The organism is Lactiplantibacillus garii (assembly GCF_003885105.1).
In the GTDB taxonomy this organism is placed as follows: Bacteria; Bacillota; Bacilli; order Lactobacillales; family Lactobacillaceae; genus Lactiplantibacillus; species Lactiplantibacillus garii.
The window spans coordinates 17,458-32,245 of record NZ_QWZQ01000015.1; the positions used below are offsets into that span (position 1 = coordinate 17,458).

General features: G+C 47.1%; 18 protein-coding genes and 1 riboswitch. Of the genes, 6 read left to right on the plus strand and 12 right to left on the minus strand.

What is annotated here, in order from left to right:
• Positions 1–60: 60 nt before the first annotated feature.
• Positions 61–159, minus strand: a riboswitch (purine riboswitch).
• Positions 160–312: 153 nt separating this feature from the next.
• Complete coding sequence (locus D1831_RS05895; RefSeq protein ID WP_225422797.1) at positions 313–1,407, plus strand: SIS domain-containing protein; 1,095 nt, start codon at positions 313–315, stop codon at positions 1,405–1,407.
• 153 nt (positions 1,408–1,560) lie between these two features.
• Here the strand turns inward: D1831_RS05895 and D1831_RS05900 are convergent, their stop codons facing one another.
• Positions 1,561–1,986: a MarR family winged helix-turn-helix transcriptional regulator gene (locus tag D1831_RS05900; RefSeq protein WP_125072003.1), complete on the minus strand. Its 426-nt coding sequence runs from the start codon at positions 1,984–1,986 to the stop codon at positions 1,561–1,563.
• A gap of 226 nt (positions 1,987–2,212) precedes the next feature.
• Between D1831_RS05900 and D1831_RS05905 the strand changes: the two genes are divergently transcribed.
• On the plus strand, positions 2,213–3,664 hold the full coding sequence (locus tag D1831_RS05905) for a DHA2 family efflux MFS transporter permease subunit (RefSeq protein WP_125072004.1): 1,452 nt from the start codon (positions 2,213–2,215) through the stop codon (positions 3,662–3,664).
• 262 nt (positions 3,665–3,926) lie between these two features.
• Positions 3,927–4,499, plus strand: a complete 573-nt coding sequence (locus D1831_RS05910) for an NADPH-dependent FMN reductase (RefSeq protein WP_125072005.1) — start codon at positions 3,927–3,929, stop codon at positions 4,497–4,499.
• Positions 4,500–4,626: 127 nt separating this feature from the next.
• On the opposite strand, the gene nhaC is transcribed toward D1831_RS05910, so the two are convergent.
• The gene (gene nhaC, locus D1831_RS05915; RefSeq protein WP_125072006.1) at positions 4,627–6,051 is read right to left on the minus strand and encodes a Na+/H+ antiporter NhaC; all 1,425 of its coding nucleotides are present in this window, start codon (positions 6,049–6,051) and stop codon (positions 4,627–4,629) included.
• Positions 6,052–6,547: 496 nt separating this feature from the next.
• A complete protein-coding gene (locus D1831_RS05920; RefSeq protein WP_125072007.1) occupies positions 6,548–7,444 on the minus strand; it encodes an alpha/beta hydrolase in 897 nt (298 codons plus the stop codon).
• A 211-nt stretch (positions 7,445–7,655) separates the two neighbouring features.
• On the opposite strand from D1831_RS05920, the gene D1831_RS05925 reads away from it, so the two are divergent.
• The gene (locus tag D1831_RS05925) at positions 7,656–8,156 is read left to right on the plus strand and encodes a phosphatidylglycerophosphatase A family protein (protein WP_125072008.1); all 501 of its coding nucleotides are present in this window, start codon (positions 7,656–7,658) and stop codon (positions 8,154–8,156) included.
• Positions 8,157–8,280: 124 nt separating this feature from the next.
• Here D1831_RS05925 and D1831_RS05930 read toward each other — a convergent pair whose 3' ends face one another.
• Positions 8,281–8,685, minus strand: coding sequence for a Spx/MgsR family RNA polymerase-binding regulatory protein (locus tag D1831_RS05930; protein WP_125072009.1), 405 nt, complete (start codon positions 8,683–8,685; stop codon positions 8,281–8,283).
• Between the two features lie 210 nt (positions 8,686–8,895).
• Positions 8,896–9,270, minus strand: a complete 375-nt coding sequence (locus D1831_RS05935; RefSeq protein WP_125072010.1) for a DUF488 domain-containing protein — start codon at positions 9,268–9,270, stop codon at positions 8,896–8,898.
• A 39-nt stretch (positions 9,271–9,309) separates the two neighbouring features.
• Here D1831_RS05935 and D1831_RS05940 point away from each other — a divergent pair, with 39 nt between their 5' ends.
• Entirely contained in the window at positions 9,310–9,948 is a 639-nt protein-coding gene (locus tag D1831_RS05940; protein WP_125072011.1) for a DNA-3-methyladenine glycosylase, read from the plus strand.
• Between the two features lie 71 nt (positions 9,949–10,019).
• Here the strand turns inward: D1831_RS05940 and D1831_RS05945 are convergent, their stop codons facing one another.
• The 7 genes from D1831_RS05945 to D1831_RS14535 all read right to left on the minus strand — a co-directional run bounded on the left by D1831_RS05945 (position 10,020) and on the right by D1831_RS14535 (position 13,965).
• The gene (locus tag D1831_RS05945; RefSeq protein ID WP_125072012.1) at positions 10,020–10,343 is read right to left on the minus strand and encodes a hypothetical protein; all 324 of its coding nucleotides are present in this window, start codon (positions 10,341–10,343) and stop codon (positions 10,020–10,022) included.
• A 66-nt stretch (positions 10,344–10,409) separates the two neighbouring features.
• Positions 10,410–11,519: an A/G-specific adenine glycosylase gene (gene mutY / locus D1831_RS05950; protein ID WP_125072013.1), complete on the minus strand. Its 1,110-nt coding sequence runs from the start codon at positions 11,517–11,519 to the stop codon at positions 10,410–10,412.
• A gap of 65 nt (positions 11,520–11,584) precedes the next feature.
• Positions 11,585–11,953: a hypothetical protein gene (locus D1831_RS05955; RefSeq protein ID WP_125072014.1), complete on the minus strand. Its 369-nt coding sequence runs from the start codon at positions 11,951–11,953 to the stop codon at positions 11,585–11,587.
• 33 nt (positions 11,954–11,986) lie between these two features.
• Entirely contained in the window at positions 11,987–12,493 is a 507-nt protein-coding gene (locus tag D1831_RS05960; RefSeq protein WP_125072015.1) for a putative immunity protein, read from the minus strand.
• Positions 12,494–12,729: 236 nt separating this feature from the next.
• Positions 12,730–13,173 (minus strand): Hsp20/alpha crystallin family protein, encoded by a 444-nt coding sequence (locus D1831_RS05965; RefSeq protein ID WP_125072016.1) that lies wholly within the window; start codon positions 13,171–13,173, stop codon positions 12,730–12,732.
• Positions 13,174–13,270: 97 nt separating this feature from the next.
• Positions 13,271–13,609: a hypothetical protein gene (locus tag D1831_RS05970; protein WP_125072017.1), complete on the minus strand. Its 339-nt coding sequence runs from the start codon at positions 13,607–13,609 to the stop codon at positions 13,271–13,273.
• A gap of 212 nt (positions 13,610–13,821) precedes the next feature.
• Positions 13,822–13,965, minus strand: coding sequence for a hypothetical protein (locus tag D1831_RS14535; protein ID WP_003642964.1), 144 nt, complete (start codon positions 13,963–13,965; stop codon positions 13,822–13,824).
• Between the two features lie 165 nt (positions 13,966–14,130).
• On the opposite strand from D1831_RS14535, the gene D1831_RS05975 reads away from it, so the two are divergent.
• Positions 14,131–14,769 (plus strand): SDR family oxidoreductase, encoded by a 639-nt coding sequence (locus tag D1831_RS05975; protein WP_125072018.1) that lies wholly within the window; start codon positions 14,131–14,133, stop codon positions 14,767–14,769.
• The last annotated feature ends 19 nt before the right edge of the window (positions 14,770–14,788 follow it).

Genomic DNA, 14,788 nt, shown 5'->3' on the forward strand with positions numbered 1-14,788 from the left:
TCTCCTTCTGCCTATCGGAGAAAGCAAACGGGCCCGTACGGCAAAAAGAGCTGTACGGACCCGTCGACTCAATTCGCTTATAGTCCAACATTTACGGTGTTGGGTAGAAACTCGCCATCCTTATCATGGCATTATATAGGCAATTTGTTTTGGTTTTAAGTTGTCGCTTACCTTAACAGAATTTTTTTAGAAAAGCAAGAACCGGCCAGATAATATTTCCGTCAATTTGGTTCTCAGCGCCCCTAGTTTGGGCTAAAATTGAACTATGGTATTAACGATAAATTTATTAATTAAACTTAGGAGTTGAGTCCAATGATGATGATGAATAATCCCACCATGTTGTCCTACATCCGACGGGAACAATCCGTTCTCGGTAACATCGTAGCCGCTTACTCGGACCAGTTTGCCAAAGCCTTAGCGGGCGCTCCCGAACGGCCGCAGCGGTGGTTAATTTTAGCCATGGCTTCCAGTCAAAACGCCGCCACCACGGCCCGCTTATACATGCAAAAAATTGCGGGGATCCAGGTGACCGTCCTCGCAACCGATCAATACCTAACGTATGAAACCGCGGATTCCGACGTTGACGTGATCATCCCCATTTCTTTAGACGGCGATGACCCAACGACCCTGGCCGCCTTAAAGAAAGCCCACGCAGCTAGCCAAGCTTATACCATTGCCATGACGGCTAAGAGTGACTCCGAACTGGCCGGTGAGTGCGACGCCACTTGTGACTTACTAACCGGCAAAGAAACGATCCCTTACATCACGTTAAGCTTTCAAGCTATCGTGCTTTCATTAATGTTACTAGCCCTCCGGAGTGCCGCCGACCGGAACCTGCTGACCGATTTAGAAGCTAACCAGGAACTGGATGATTTTAGTCTCCTAATTGAAAATATGAACTACACTGTTCAGCAGGCCAACGATTTTTACCGTAAGTTTACGATTGACTTCACCAACACGCCGGAATTTACCGCAATTGGTGCGAGTGTTTTGACCGGAACCCTCGCCGAAATGCAGACTAAGTTTACGGAGATCATGCGGGTCCCGTCGCGGGGTTACACGCTAGCCGAGTTCACCCACGGTGGTTACCTGGGTGCGCACGAACAGCACTGTCAATTCTACATTGAGTTAACGACCGACCCGGGCGTCATGGCCCAGTTACAGGCCGTTAAGGACTACGAGTCCCGCTTAACGCCCCACATCTACACCATTAGTTTAACCGGTGAAGAACCGGCCGTTAAGGACGCTCAGACGTTACAGTTAACGGCCGTAGAGGACCAGTACAAGGCACCGCTGCTCGCCATCATCCCGTTCCAAGTCTTAGCTTGGTACGTGGCTAAATCCAAGGGGATCAATTTAAATCACCCGATTTTTACGGACTTCCAAGAACAAGTTGCACCCAAATAATGATTATTTTAAAAACTGAACGTTAAGTAGAACAAACAAATCTTTAGCACCATTGCTAAAGTAAATCAAGGGCACCAATTACTCAAAATAAACTGAGTAATTGGTGCCCTTTAAAGTTTGGTTCCGCGTTCGCAACTTCAAAACAGGCTCGATTTAGTCCGCTAATCCACGATCAACCTTAGTCAGTAACTGAATAAGCGTCGCCGTTTCTTGGGTGGTTAAACTTGCCACGAGCCGCTCCTCAACGCTGGTAAACGCCGCTTTAAGTCCAACGACTAGTTCCAATCCCGCTGCCGTTAAAAATAATTTATTCGAACGATCCTGGGAACCCCGACTCGGTTTTTTTTCAAGATAGCCTGCGTCCGCTAATTTTTTGATCAGCGTAGAAGTGCTGGCTCCCCGTAAACCAAAATAATCAGCCACCGCTTTTTGGTTGGTCCCCGGGTGGGACTCGATGTAGATCAAGGCCCGGGCTTGTGAAGGACTCAAATCGTAATTGCTGGTTTTTTCATTGTACAAGCGTTGTTCCTTTACTTGGAGACTTCTTAATAAGTAATTTAACTCACTCGATTTGCTCATAATGGGCGCCCCCTTAACTTAGTCGCTATTATTAATATCTAACCATTTATGAAAAAAATATACAAATTAGATAACTAACTTGTTGACAGTTCGCTTTTTTTGCGTAGAATAGAATCCATGCAAAATAGACGTCTAACTTGCACAATCCCGCTCACCTCGTAAAAACGTCCTCACGACGTTTTAACTGCGAAGCAGCATCATAGTGTACTGGAGGAAATCCCATTTCATGAAAAAATTAACTTATCACCGCGGCTTGCTGGTAACGGTAGTTCTGATCAGCGCGTTTGTCTCCATGCTTAACCAAACCGTGCTCTCAGTTGCACAACCAGCAATTATGCAGGCCTTTAACGTAACCGTCTCAACCGCAACTTGGTTATCAACGGGGTATTCGCTGATTGGCGGAATTTTAATCCCAATTACGGCTTGGTTAGCCGACCGGTTTAATACTAAACGGCTAGTCGTCGTCTCACTGGGAATCTTTTTAGCAGGAACGATCGTTTCATTCTTATCAGGTGATTTTGCAACGTTATTAACGGGGCGACTCGTTCAAGCCGTTGGGGCCGGAGTTCTTTCTGGGCTTTCAATGACCATCCTATTTTCAGTTTACGACCGGTCCGAAGCCGGTAAGCCAACCATGTTGTTGGGAATTATCTTCGGGCTGGCACCAGCCATTGGCCCAACGCTGGCTGGCTACATTGTTGATACAATTGGTTGGCACTGGATCTTTGGTCTAACACTTCCAATCATCGCGCTCGCCCTGCTACTGGCCGTATTTTTCATGGCAGACGTCGTTCCGCACATTGGCACTAAACTGGACGCATTATCGGTACTATTATCCACGGTTGGATTTGGCTGCCTGCTTTACGGCGTCTCAGAAACGTCGGATTATGGTTGGATCAACGTTCATTCTTCACTACCGGCCCTCTTCGGTGGACTCGTTGTCGCTGCTTGGGTATGGCGCCAACTGGTGATTGATAACCCAATGCTCGAATTACGAATTTTTAAGGTCCAAAATTTCAGTGTCGCGTCGGTTATCAGCGCCATTGCACAAATTTCAATGGTGGCTGTTGAATTTATTTTACCGCTATATATGCAAAATGCTCGTGATATGACGGCCCTCCAATCCGGGTTGACTTTACTTCCGGGTGCCCTGGTGATGTTCTTACTAGCGCCCTTATCCGGTTCACTAGTTGAAAAAAACAAGGGCCGGCAAACCATCATTTTCGGGGTAATGGTCATGACGATCTCAACGTTGGCCCTGTCTTTCATGACGTTAACAACGCCAATCTGGAGTGTAATGGCCCTATACGCGTTACGAAACGTGGGATTGACTTTTGCCATGATGCCATCGGGAACCATGGCGATGAACGCGTTACCGAAAAAGTTCGTTTCCCACGGGTCCGCGGGAAACAACGTCACCCGTCAAGTCGGGGCCGCTTTTGGGACCGCCGCATTAATTTCAGTCATGCAAAGCGTTGCCACTAGTTATTCTCCAGCAACAAGTGCGTTAAAGCTCAACGCCGCTAAGTACGCCCGTGACATGCACCTTGCCCTGATCCACGGCGCCCAAGCCGCCCTTTGGCTAGCGACCCTCGTTGGGGTGCTTGGCATCGGGGCCGCGCTGCTGTTAAATAATTCTGACACCCCGACGGAAAAAGCCACCGACAACTTAGCGTAACGGAAACTTTAAACGTCTAAGCAACTCCCCCAAACGAAATTTGAGCGTGCCACGCGGCCCGTTCAAATTTCGTTTTTGCAGGTTGACCATTCAACTTATTTCCACGATTAAAACGGAGATACTTTTCCCAATAAAAAAGGATATTTTATCGGCTAATCTTCACCTACTTTGCCCGCTATAATTAAGACTATCAGTAACCAGGACGGTTCGTTTAACAGTCACCACGTAACCCGTCCGGTAAACCTTTTTAGGAGGAATTGACATGTTAAACTTAGTTGGTCTAGTCGGCAATAACGCTCCTCAGTCTTACAACCGGCAGTTATTATTGGATATGCAGCAACGGTTCCAAAATCAGGCACACATCGACTTGGCCGAAATCGACCAGTTACCGTTATTTAACGAAGCAGGTCTTAAAAACACCCCCGGGTGCGTCTACGCCCTCGCCGAACAGTTAGCCGCGGCGGACGGCATCATCATTGCAACCCCGGAATATGATCACGCGGTTCCTGCAGCCCTTAAAAGTGCCTTTGAATGGCTTTCAACGGCTGCCCACCCTTTCACAACCAAACCAATCATGATCGTTGGGGCTTCGTTAGGTGTTCAGGGTACTGCCCGGGCGCAAGACAACTTGCGGCAAATTTTAAACTCACCGGGCGTTAACGGCTTTGTCATGCCCGGCTACGAATTTCTATTAAATAACGCCCCGTCCCAGTTTGACGATCAGGGGCGCCTGACCAACGATAAAACCGTGGCCTTCTTAACTGAATGTTTTGACCACTACGTTAAGTTCGTTCAGGATAACGTCGCCGACTTAAAACTTGTCCGCGAAGGCTAACGGCCAAACCGTAAAAGCCACGCATCCACTTTCAATTTAAAATAAAACAGTTCCGTACGGATAACCGGTGACTTTCTTCACGGTTGGCGTACGGAACTATTTTGATTACTGAGATTTTTTTAAGGCATTAAGCCGTTTGGACACCCTTTTTAGCCTTAGCAGTTTGTTTTTGACCCAGGTGGGCGATGCCGATACCGGTGAAGCCGCTAATCACGGAGATCACGGGGCAAAGTAGGCTGAAGAAAACGAATGGTAAGTAGTCCACGGTTGGTACGCCTAAAGTAGTGGCTAAGAAAACGCCGCCGACCCCCCACGGAACTAAGTAGTTGATGACGGTACCGCCGTCTTCAAGAACCCGACCTAGGGCTTGGCCCGCTAAGCCCCCGTCGTTAAACGCTTGGCGAAAGGCCCGACCAGGTAGAATAATTGATAGGAACTGTTCACCAACGAAGACGTTGACCCCGATGCAAGTGAGGATACCGGCTAAGATCAACTTGCCATCACTGTTTAAATGCTTGGCAATCGGTGTCATGACTTGGTTGATCAGGCCAAACTTAACCAGCAGGCCCCCCAACGATAACGTGACAATAATAAGGGCAACCATGCTCATCATGCTGACAATTCCACCCCGGGAAAGCAGGGTGTCAACACTGGTATTTCCCGTTTTCGAAACGAAGCCGGTGTTAATAATTGCGGTTAACTTAGTCATCGTAATGCCGGGTTGTTCAAACAAAATCAGGCCGGCAGAAACAAAAATGTTGAGTAGCATGGTCGGGATGGCGGGCATTTTAAAACCGGCACAAACGAACACGAGGATAATGGGGAGCAGCGATAGGGCGGATACGTTAAAATGCCCGTTTAAGACGGCCACCGTTTGATTAATTTTCGCTAAACTGGTGCTGGCATTGTTATGGCCCAAAATGGCAAATAAAACAAGGGTGATCACACCGGCTGGCACGGTGCTCCACATAATGTGCTTAATGTGGGCAAATAGGTCGGTGTCAACCACGGCGGATGCTAGGTTGTTCGTTTCGGACAGTGGTGACAACTTATCCCCAAAGATGCCGCCGCTGATAATGGCCCCGGCGACTAGCGCCGGATTCAAATTCATCGTCACGCCCATACCGAAAAAGGCGATCCCAACGGTCGACGTTACCGTAAAGGCACTCCCCACCGCGGTTCCCACCAAGGTGCAAACGATAAAGACGGACGGTAAGAACCACTGAATGTTGATCAATTTAAAGCCAATCACCATCAACGTTGGAATGGTTCCGGCTGCGATCCACGTTGAAATCATCGCGCCGATTAAAATAAAAATGAAGATGGGCACGATGCCCTTATCAATACCTTCCTTAATGCCGGCGTTAACGGCTGGCCAGGGAAAGCCCCGGAACATGGCCCAGGCGGTAACGACGCCCATGGCTAATAAAACGGGAACTTGGGGGGATAGGTGGAACCCAATCACACCTAAACTCATAATGCCTAAAACCACTAATAAAACGATTGCCGCTTCTAACGTACTAACTTTGGGGGTATCCTGTGTTTTTTTCATGTTAAAACTCCTCTTTCAACTGCATCAGTGACAAGCAACTAATCACAGTTTGAATATCGAGCTAAGCCACCACACCGCTTCATTTCCATCCTAATCATCCTCTTTTCCTGTTCAGTCATATGTAAACAAAAAATCGTCCCCGTTGTTCATAATGAACAACAGGGACGATTAGACTAGTCGCGGTACCACCCAGGTTGGGGATTAAAGTTACGGTACTAATCCCCCACTCACTAGAAGATAACGGTTCTAGTTATTACCCGTCCAACTGAAACTCGGTTACCGTATTTCAACTACAGCTCCTGATCGGTTCGCAGCAACCACCGACTTCCTGACACCCAGAACTGCACCTACTTGATGTAACGTTTAACGTTCGTTTATTAACTTGTGACTAACAATACCATCATTGTTTTTAATCGTCAAGTCATTATTTTAATCTTTTTTTCATAAAGCAAAGCATACTAACAAAAAACGCCGGCATAACGGGCCAGCGTTGTGACTACCACAGGAAACTGATCATCGCCTGAGCAACCTTGGGATTCTTATTTAACGAACAGTGCGCCGCGTTCGCACCACTGTAAAATTCTTCGCGGTACTTCGCCAGCTTGTTACGCAGTAAATAACGCACCGACCGGGCGGACGCTACCCCCACGTAACCATCGTTATTATAGCCATCGTTGGTATCCCCAACGACGTTTAACAGTTGCACGTTTTGGGGGAAGTTTTTACGGTACTTTAACATTTCCGAAAAATGACGGGTAAAGCGGACCGGCTTAGCGGCCAATTGTTTGACCTGCGACTCGGTCTCAGCGTTTAAATAACCCGTCAGTCCGTCAAACGGACCGGCAATTGTAACGATTTTGTTGAGTGTCGGTAACTTTCGGTCCTTTCCGTACTTCAAAGCCTGATTAACAATGTCGTTCGACCCTAACGAGTGGCCGACCGCGTTATACTTTTGAACGCCGTACTTAGCCTTTAGCTGCACCAGGGCCTGATGTAACCAGTAGATCTGGGTCTTTTGCGTTGCGTGACTGTCCTGAAAAACAATCTGGACCATTGGGTTTTGGATTGACTTTTGCCAGTATCCCTTAAACGCCATTACACCGTTTTTATAGACGTGGACCACCAGAGCTTTTTGTGCCGCTCCGGCCTTTTCCGCCTGATTAATTAAATAGTTCGTTGAATACGCCCCACCGTTATAACCGTGCAAAAAAACGGTTGCGGTATTGGATTTTTGATACTGATTACTCAGCGTCTTGGCACTTCGCGGTGCCAGTTGACTCGTCACCTTCGTAATTTTGGTACTGCCACCACCGGCACCGATTAATACTACGGTGGCTCCAATTACGAACGCTAGGAGTAGGAATTGAATAACCATTCGAACGCGTTTTGCCAAAATTTATCGTACCCTTCATCAAGTTTAACAGTATTCATTTTACCCGTTTGCATGAAAATAACAATCAATCGCCTTAGCTTTTATCATTAATGGCGCCCCAAAACGCGCACAACCGACATCATTTTCATTTTGAAATCGAATTAATATTCTTTTCACAGAAAGCCAACTATAATTAAAATGATTGACAAAATAAAATCAACGGAGGGACACCATGGACGATCAAACGTTTAAATACCCGGATAAAGCGGCGTACGAATTTGTGAGCCACGCATTGGCTAACAAGGGCATTACTTATAAGGAAATTGCGGAAATTACGTATAATTTGCAAATCAAATACATTCCCCAGTTAACGGTAGCGGAGTGTGAAACTGAAACTAAGGAAGTCCTACACAAACGGGAACTGTTAAATAACGCCATGGTGGCCCTCGAACTAGACCGCCTGGCAACCGAAAAGCAGTTAAGGGAACCCCTGCAGTCCATCGTCGCTAACGACGCCGGCGTCTTTGGGGTGGACGAAGGACTCGCCCTCAACATGGCCAACATTTACGGTACCATTGGCGTAACTAATTACGGGTACGTTGATAAGGTCAAGGAAGGTATCATTAAAAAGCTTGACGAAGATAAGTCCGGCGTGGTAAACACCTTTATCGACGACCTAGTCGGCGCGATTGCAGCGGCGGTCGCTGCCAAGATTGCGCATAAATACGCATAGATTGACATTAAATTTCAAAAGGCGACTACCTGCGTGCATCAGTTTTTGATGACAGGTAGTCGCCTTGTTTTTAAATTTTTTGGTTCACCCCAAAACTACGGCAGCAACTCTAAAGCCAGAAGTTTTAAGCCATTTGATGTTTAGCCATCGCTTGCATCTTCAAAACACGTTGTTCGCGCGGGATAAACATCCGGATCTCGTCTTGATTAAACCCACATAATAACCGGTGGTCATCAAAGATGATGGGACGCCGCAAGAGCTGTGGCGTCTGGCTCAACACCTTGACCGCTTCGCTTAACGGCATGTCTTCAATCGGTGTCGTTTTACTAAGCTGGTGGTAAGCATTGGACTTGGTACTAATTAAATCGTCAATGCCATCGTACGTGTACTGTAGCAGATGCTTGATTTCGGCTTCCGTCAATGGTTGCGCGTTCATATTCCGTTCATGGAACGGGATTCGATGCTCTAACAACCACCGGTGGGCTTTGCGACAACTTGCGGTACTTGGTAACACACATAAGTTAATCATAATATTATCCCCAATCTTGCTTGCCTAACAATGCAACCCCCATTATTGTGCACTGTAATAGTTGACGTCATTAATTAACAACATAATCATAGCAAAATTCAAGATAAAATGCTACCGTTTTCAAGAAAATAAATAAATTAATTTGATGACCGCAGTTTATTGATAATGATATTCAATTTTTATCTATACCAATATAATATTTTTTATGTTTTATTTGGTAGGTAACTGGCCACTTGCTAATAAATAATCGCGTAAAACAACGGCTTGATTGTGCTGTTCATCCTTAGCGCCGTATAATAAGATTACGTTAGACCGTTTAAGTTGGTCAGCAACTTGCTTAATAAATCCCGGTGTAATCGGGTTTCCGTCCAATTCAGCCCGATACTTTTGAACAAATGCTGGGTACTTATCGACATCGTGATTAAACCATTTACGCAGTTCTGTCGATGGTCCAATCTCTTTGACCCATTCATCAAGGTGCGCGTTGACCTTAGAAATACCACGCGGCCATAGCCGGTCAACTAACAAACGGTAACCTTCCAAATCAGCCGGTTTAGTATAAATTCGTTCAAGTTTTAATAACATTTTGCCATCTTCAATCTTTTAGAATTCGAGGAATCTATTTTGACAACCACATCATTTGCGACCGCTAGTTTTTTTGACGGCCGCCCAACAACTGAAATTGCCCAAGCCCTCTTGGGTACGACCCTATTATATCGCAGTAACCACGGTTTGATTGGTGGTTTGATCGTAGAAACCGAAGCCTACCTCGGAACCCACGATACCGCCGCCCACGCTTACAAGGGTCGCCGGAGTAAATTTACTGAACCACTTTACCGCGCAGCCGGGACGTTATACATATACCAATTGCGAGCCAACCTCCTATTTGATATTGTCACGCAACCACTAAACGTTCCCGAAGGGGTGCTGATTCGCGCCATTGAACCCACCTACGCTTTAGATCAGATGCTCACTAACCGGGGAAAAAGCGGGGTTCAGGTCACTAACGGCCCCGGTAAACTTGCCCAAGCCCTCGGTATCCACGACCAAACTTACAACTTGGTTTCCATCGATGACAGTCCGTTTGAAATCAGCTTAAAGGACGTTCGCCACCCCCGTCAAATTAAGGCTGTTCCCCGCGTTGGCGTTAACCCGGACGCCGCTAGTGGCCAACTCCCACTGCGTTTCATTGTTGCGGGGAACCCTTACATTAGTGACAGTCGTAAGCGGGACTGGCAATCAGACCATGGTTGGCAAGCTTAACACGTGCCATCAAAAAAAGTTTCCGGCGCGATTTCCCATTGAACCTGGGAACCGCGCCGGAAACTTTTTGATTAACCTTCACCAACCACCACTTCAACCTGACCACGCTTCGGCACAAAATTGATGTTGTAAATCGGCTCACGCAAAACCTTTTCATATTCCTCTAAAACGTCTTCGGGTAACGGCGTATGTTCGCCCAGTTCCCGCATCAGATCATCAACGGAGTACACTTCATTCATATCGATGAAGATGCGCATGTTACCCACGACGTCGTTGAGTAGTTCCGTTAAAATCGCGTTGGGCTTACCATTTCCGTCCGTTACGACGATCTGATTGCTGTCAACTTCCTTATGATCAATTTTTGTTAACTTAACAATGTCAAATACGTTTAACATACATACGTCCTCCGTTAATTTCTTGAGTTTGCTATATTTTACCACAACCCCCAGTTAGGAGTGGGACTAGTCTTTCAGGGAAACACCCGCCCGGGCAAAAATTTTCTCCTGAACCTTGGGAATTGGTAACCGGGTCAGCTCCGACTCGGAAATCCGGCGGCCCGCAAAGTAGGCCAAATCACTAGTGACAAGCTGTCCCGTTAACAGTTGGATCGTCCACTTCTGGTGGGTAAACGTGTGCGTTACCGGCCGAACATCGAGTGGTTGAACCGTCAGCTTTAGGCGGTATTCTCGCTTAAAATAAGCCGTAACGGCCGCCAACTGATCCGCAGCCGTTGCATCGTCAGCCAGTTCCAAGTCGGCCACGGGAATCAGCGGCACCGTCCACAAATTAGCTAACATTCCGTTACTGGGCCGCTGAGTCATTAGCCAGTCCGTCCCCATCCGCGCTAACACCGCAACGTAAGCGACCGGTTTAGGCCGGGGCTTTTTGGTCTTGACCGGATACGCCAATTCGTCCCCGTCTAAGTACGCCTGATTAAAACGTTTGACTGGTGAATGGGCCGTATCCGGTTGGCGCGCCGTCATGTAGCTCGACCCGAGGTCCATAATGGCCTGGTTAAAATCACCGGGACGGTCCGTTGGCATGATACGGGCAATCGCCCGCTCAAAAATTTTCCGGGTCTGCGGCTTCGCGACGTCGGCGTCAATTTTTAGCAACCGGCTAAACACCCGGTAGGCGTTACCGTCCACGGCCGGAACCGGTTGATTAAAGGCAATGCTGGCAATGGCTCCCGCGGTGTACGGGCCAATGCCGGTCAATTCAGCTAACCCCGCGGCGGTTTCGGGCCACTGACCGTCATAATCGGCCAATAACTGGCGGGCACAACGTTGCATATTGCGGACCCGAGAATAGTACCCGAGTCCCTCCCACGCCTTTAATAACCGTTCTTCCGGGGCCGCGGCGAGGTCGGCCACGGTTGGAAACCAGTCCATAAAGCGCTCGTAATACGGAATCACCGTTTGAACCTGGGTCTGCTGTAACATAATTTCCGAGACCCAAACGTGGTACGGGTCGTGATCACGACGCCACGGTAAATCCCGGCCCTCTTGGTCGTACCAATTAAGCAGCGTCGTTTGAAAGTCCTTAATGGTCGCGGCGTTCCATTCAATCATTGCTTTCCTCCTAAAAACGCCACGCAACTCCAGTTGGAGTCCGTGGCGTCAATTATTTCAGCAACTTAATCTAAAGTCCCAGCAAGGTCAACCAACGTTTTTTCGTAGTGGTCGGTGACACTTTCATCTTGAAAATCGGCGTTAAAAACCGCCAACGTCAAATATTCCGGGTACTTTAGAATAACGGTTGCTAAACGGTCATTCGTTTCAGGGTACTTTTGATCTTCATTATTTAAAATATCTAAACTTGCTTGGTAACAAACGTTCGCTAAGAATAAATAGTCAACAAAGTAGTTAAAACCGGGTTCGTTTTTTAATTTAAAATGCGCCCCAACATCAACCGTTTCCGTAATATTATTTAAATACTTTGAAACAATTTCTTGGTACTGACGAAGTAACTCCACTTTAGCTTTTGCATGTACTTCTGCTGCCATGTAAAATCCCCACCTAACTTATATCTGTGAGAATTATAACATATGCCGCAGTCCCTGCTGAATATTCTGGGCTAATCCGGCCAACTGGTCGTATTGCCACTGACGTTCCGCCGTTACGGCCGCCGCGTCGTTAGGCTTAGTTAAGTTGACCAATTTAACCGCTTGATCCGATGCCCGTAACGCGTTTTCATCGGCATCCGCGGACGCAACCGCCCACCGAATACAGTCAATGGCCGCCGCACCAATTGAACTCGTGCTATTGGAGCTCAACGCTGCGACCCGACCTAACGCCTGCCGTACCTGATATACGCTAACTAAATTAACTTGCCAAAGTTCGTTGGCATCCATGGCTAGCCGCAATTGCCGATCATATTTTTGTTGATCATCGACATATTGTAAGGCCTTTTTAGCGATAATTAACGCCCATTTAGCCAATTGCTGTTGTGAGAGTTCACCCGTCAAGGCTTCGATTTGACTCCGTATTCCAGGGTCATCGTCAATCGATATTTTAGGGTGACTCGGTCTAAAACCTTCCGTCATCACGCATTCCTACTTTCTTAATAAATCCTCCGACACTTCTAAGCTCGTTTGAGCACAACCGGTAATCCACTACCGGTAACTACAGATTGTACCAGAAATTTCCCCGCTGTGCGTTACTAAAACTTGAAGATTTTTGAAAAGTTTAGGTTAACATTCGCTTTTCACGAAACCCGGTTGAGGGTATAAAAGACCGGTAGCCAGGTGCCCCGCACCCAGTTGCCGGCCCTTCCTTACTACTATTGAATTTCAATGTGGTGGGTATCCGCCGCGGCCTTCTTTGGCAACGTCAATTCTAGTACCCCGTTTTCGTAGTGGGCTTCGATCTTATCAACGTCCACGTCTGGTAAGGCGTACTGCCGGCCAAAGCGTCCCGACTGGCGTTCACTCGCAATAATATTTCCATCGTGATCACTATCATCGCTAATGCTATCCCGCTTAACGGCAATTGATAACGTCCCATCGCGGTACTTGAGCGCGATGTCCTTTTTATCGATCCCGGGTACGTCCACCTTCATGACGTACTGTTCATCATTTTCCTTGATATCGGTCTTAAGCATTGAACCGTTGCCGGTCACGTTCGACAACGAACGCCCTAAGCCGTTAACCAAATCATCCATTTTTGTTAAGTCGTTAAAACGATCAAAAAAATCGTTACGCCAATTCATCATATCGTTAGCCATGTGCACTCACCCTTTCAACTTGTTTACACTTTCATGATAGTCGCTTAGTTAACAAATGCAACGATTTAGCACTCAAGAATCAAGAGTGCTAATTTTTTCATTCCACGTGATACCTTTGCATGTCGACCGGAATAATTCGCACAACTTTGTGTGGTGTGATCGTCAGGTTGCGGGTCGTCGTCTTGGTTGGCCAGTGCGAATGGGCCCGGTCCGCTAATTCCAAACCGACTAACATCCGCACCCGGTCCAATATATCCTGAACACCAAACGCGTTGTCCCCCTGATCAAACGAGGTTTGTAACGTATTGATCTCGACGTGTAGCCGTTGGTCGTGAAAACTAAAGGTTACCGGCACATAGACTAGCTCGTGCGTCGTCGCCGGTTCTGCCGCTAGCGTTTGGTCGAGTTGCGCGATAAAAGTTGTGAATCGATCCATCAACACCACCCCCATCGATTTATCATCATTATACTGCAAGCGCTGTCAAAAACAAACGCTGCCTAGATAGAAACAGAGTGTGCCAAAAGTCGGTTAGCCGGTAAGCGGCGCCCGCTGACTTTCAGCGCACGTTTCGACAATGATTATGCGGAGACAAAAAAGGCTAACCGTCGTCACCGACAGTTAGCCGCGCTTTAAAGCCGTACTAGAAATTAGTTATTAGATAATTTCTTAGCATCTTCGTCGATCGTTTCAAAACCGGAAACGCCGCTCTTCTTCTTGGGATGCTTTGCACGTTCTTCTTCAGCTTTTTGAATCATAGCCTTTTTTTGTTCCTTGCTAAGCTTTTGTGCCATGATTATCGCCTCTTTTATCTGGATGCAACAAAGACTTTCTTCGTTACAACCCCATTATAGGTCTAAATTCAAAAAGTGACACAAATTTGCATTATTTTTTTGAAACCCCTTGCTTGCATTCTGTAATTATTAGATTTACAGTTAGGGTGTTCAGGAGGGATAAATATGACAAAAGTATTGATTTTAGGGGCTGCGGGACAGATTGCCCGGCAAGCCGAAAAGCAGTTTTTAGCGGATGACGATTTTGAACTCACACTTTACTTACGTAACGCCCAACGGGTAAACGACTTGAAATCCGACCGGGTCAGCATCATTGACGGTGACGTCACCGACGAAGCGAAGTTAACCCAAGCAATGGCCGGACAAGACGTAGTTTACGCTAATTTAGCCGGTCAAAATATCAAGACTCAAGCCGAAACGGTCGTTAAAGCAATGCACACGGCCGGACTTAAGCGGATCATCTGGATCTCAACTTTAGGCATTTACAACGAAGTTCCCGGGAAGTTTGGCGAATGGAACAACGCAACCCTGGGGAGCTACCTGACCCGCTACTTTGACGCTGCCCAAGTCTTAGAAAAGTCCGATTTGGACTACACGATCATTCGTCCCGCCTGGTTAACTAACCACGACGAAATTGACTACGAAACAACGCAAAAGGGTGAAGCCTTTAAGGGGACCGAAGTTTCCCGTAAAAGTATTGCCGCTTTAGTTGTTAAGTTAGCCAAGCACCCAGCGGAAAGTGTGCGGACCTCACTTGGTGTTAACAAACCTAATACGGACGGCGACAAACCAGCTTGGTATTAATCATCTAGTCAAATAAAGT

Excerpts from the sequence above, each read along its gene's own strand:
- D1831_RS05895 (WP_225422797.1), top strand. The coding sequence starts at position 313 with ATGATGATGATGAATAATCCCACCATGTTGTCCTACATCCGACGGGAA.
- D1831_RS05900 (WP_125072003.1), bottom strand. The coding sequence starts at position 1,986 with ATGAGCAAATCGAGTGAGTTAAATTACTTATTAAGAAGTCTCCAAGTA.
- D1831_RS05905 (WP_125072004.1), top strand. The coding sequence starts at position 2,213 with ATGAAAAAATTAACTTATCACCGCGGCTTGCTGGTAACGGTAGTTCTG.
- D1831_RS05910 (WP_125072005.1), top strand. The coding sequence starts at position 3,927 with ATGTTAAACTTAGTTGGTCTAGTCGGCAATAACGCTCCTCAGTCTTAC.
- nhaC (WP_125072006.1), bottom strand. The coding sequence starts at position 6,051 with ATGAAAAAAACACAGGATACCCCCAAAGTTAGTACGTTAGAAGCGGCA.
- D1831_RS05925 (WP_125072008.1), top strand. The coding sequence starts at position 7,656 with ATGGACGATCAAACGTTTAAATACCCGGATAAAGCGGCGTACGAATTT.
- D1831_RS05930 (WP_125072009.1), bottom strand. The coding sequence starts at position 8,685 with ATGATTAACTTATGTGTGTTACCAAGTACCGCAAGTTGTCGCAAAGCC.
- D1831_RS05935 (WP_125072010.1), bottom strand. The coding sequence starts at position 9,270 with ATGTTATTAAAACTTGAACGAATTTATACTAAACCGGCTGATTTGGAA.
- D1831_RS05945 (WP_125072012.1), bottom strand. The coding sequence starts at position 10,343 with ATGTTAAACGTATTTGACATTGTTAAGTTAACAAAAATTGATCATAAG.
- mutY (WP_125072013.1), bottom strand. The coding sequence starts at position 11,519 with ATGATTGAATGGAACGCCGCGACCATTAAGGACTTTCAAACGACGCTG.
- D1831_RS05955 (WP_125072014.1), bottom strand. The coding sequence starts at position 11,953 with ATGGCAGCAGAAGTACATGCAAAAGCTAAAGTGGAGTTACTTCGTCAG.
- D1831_RS05960 (WP_125072015.1), bottom strand. The coding sequence starts at position 12,493 with ATGACGGAAGGTTTTAGACCGAGTCACCCTAAAATATCGATTGACGAT.
- D1831_RS05965 (WP_125072016.1), bottom strand. The coding sequence starts at position 13,173 with ATGGCTAACGATATGATGAATTGGCGTAACGATTTTTTTGATCGTTTT.
- D1831_RS05970 (WP_125072017.1), bottom strand. The coding sequence starts at position 13,609 with ATGGATCGATTCACAACTTTTATCGCGCAACTCGACCAAACGCTAGCG.
- D1831_RS14535 (WP_003642964.1), bottom strand. The coding sequence starts at position 13,965 with ATGGCACAAAAGCTTAGCAAGGAACAAAAAAAGGCTATGATTCAAAAA.
- D1831_RS05975 (WP_125072018.1), top strand. The coding sequence starts at position 14,131 with ATGACAAAAGTATTGATTTTAGGGGCTGCGGGACAGATTGCCCGGCAA.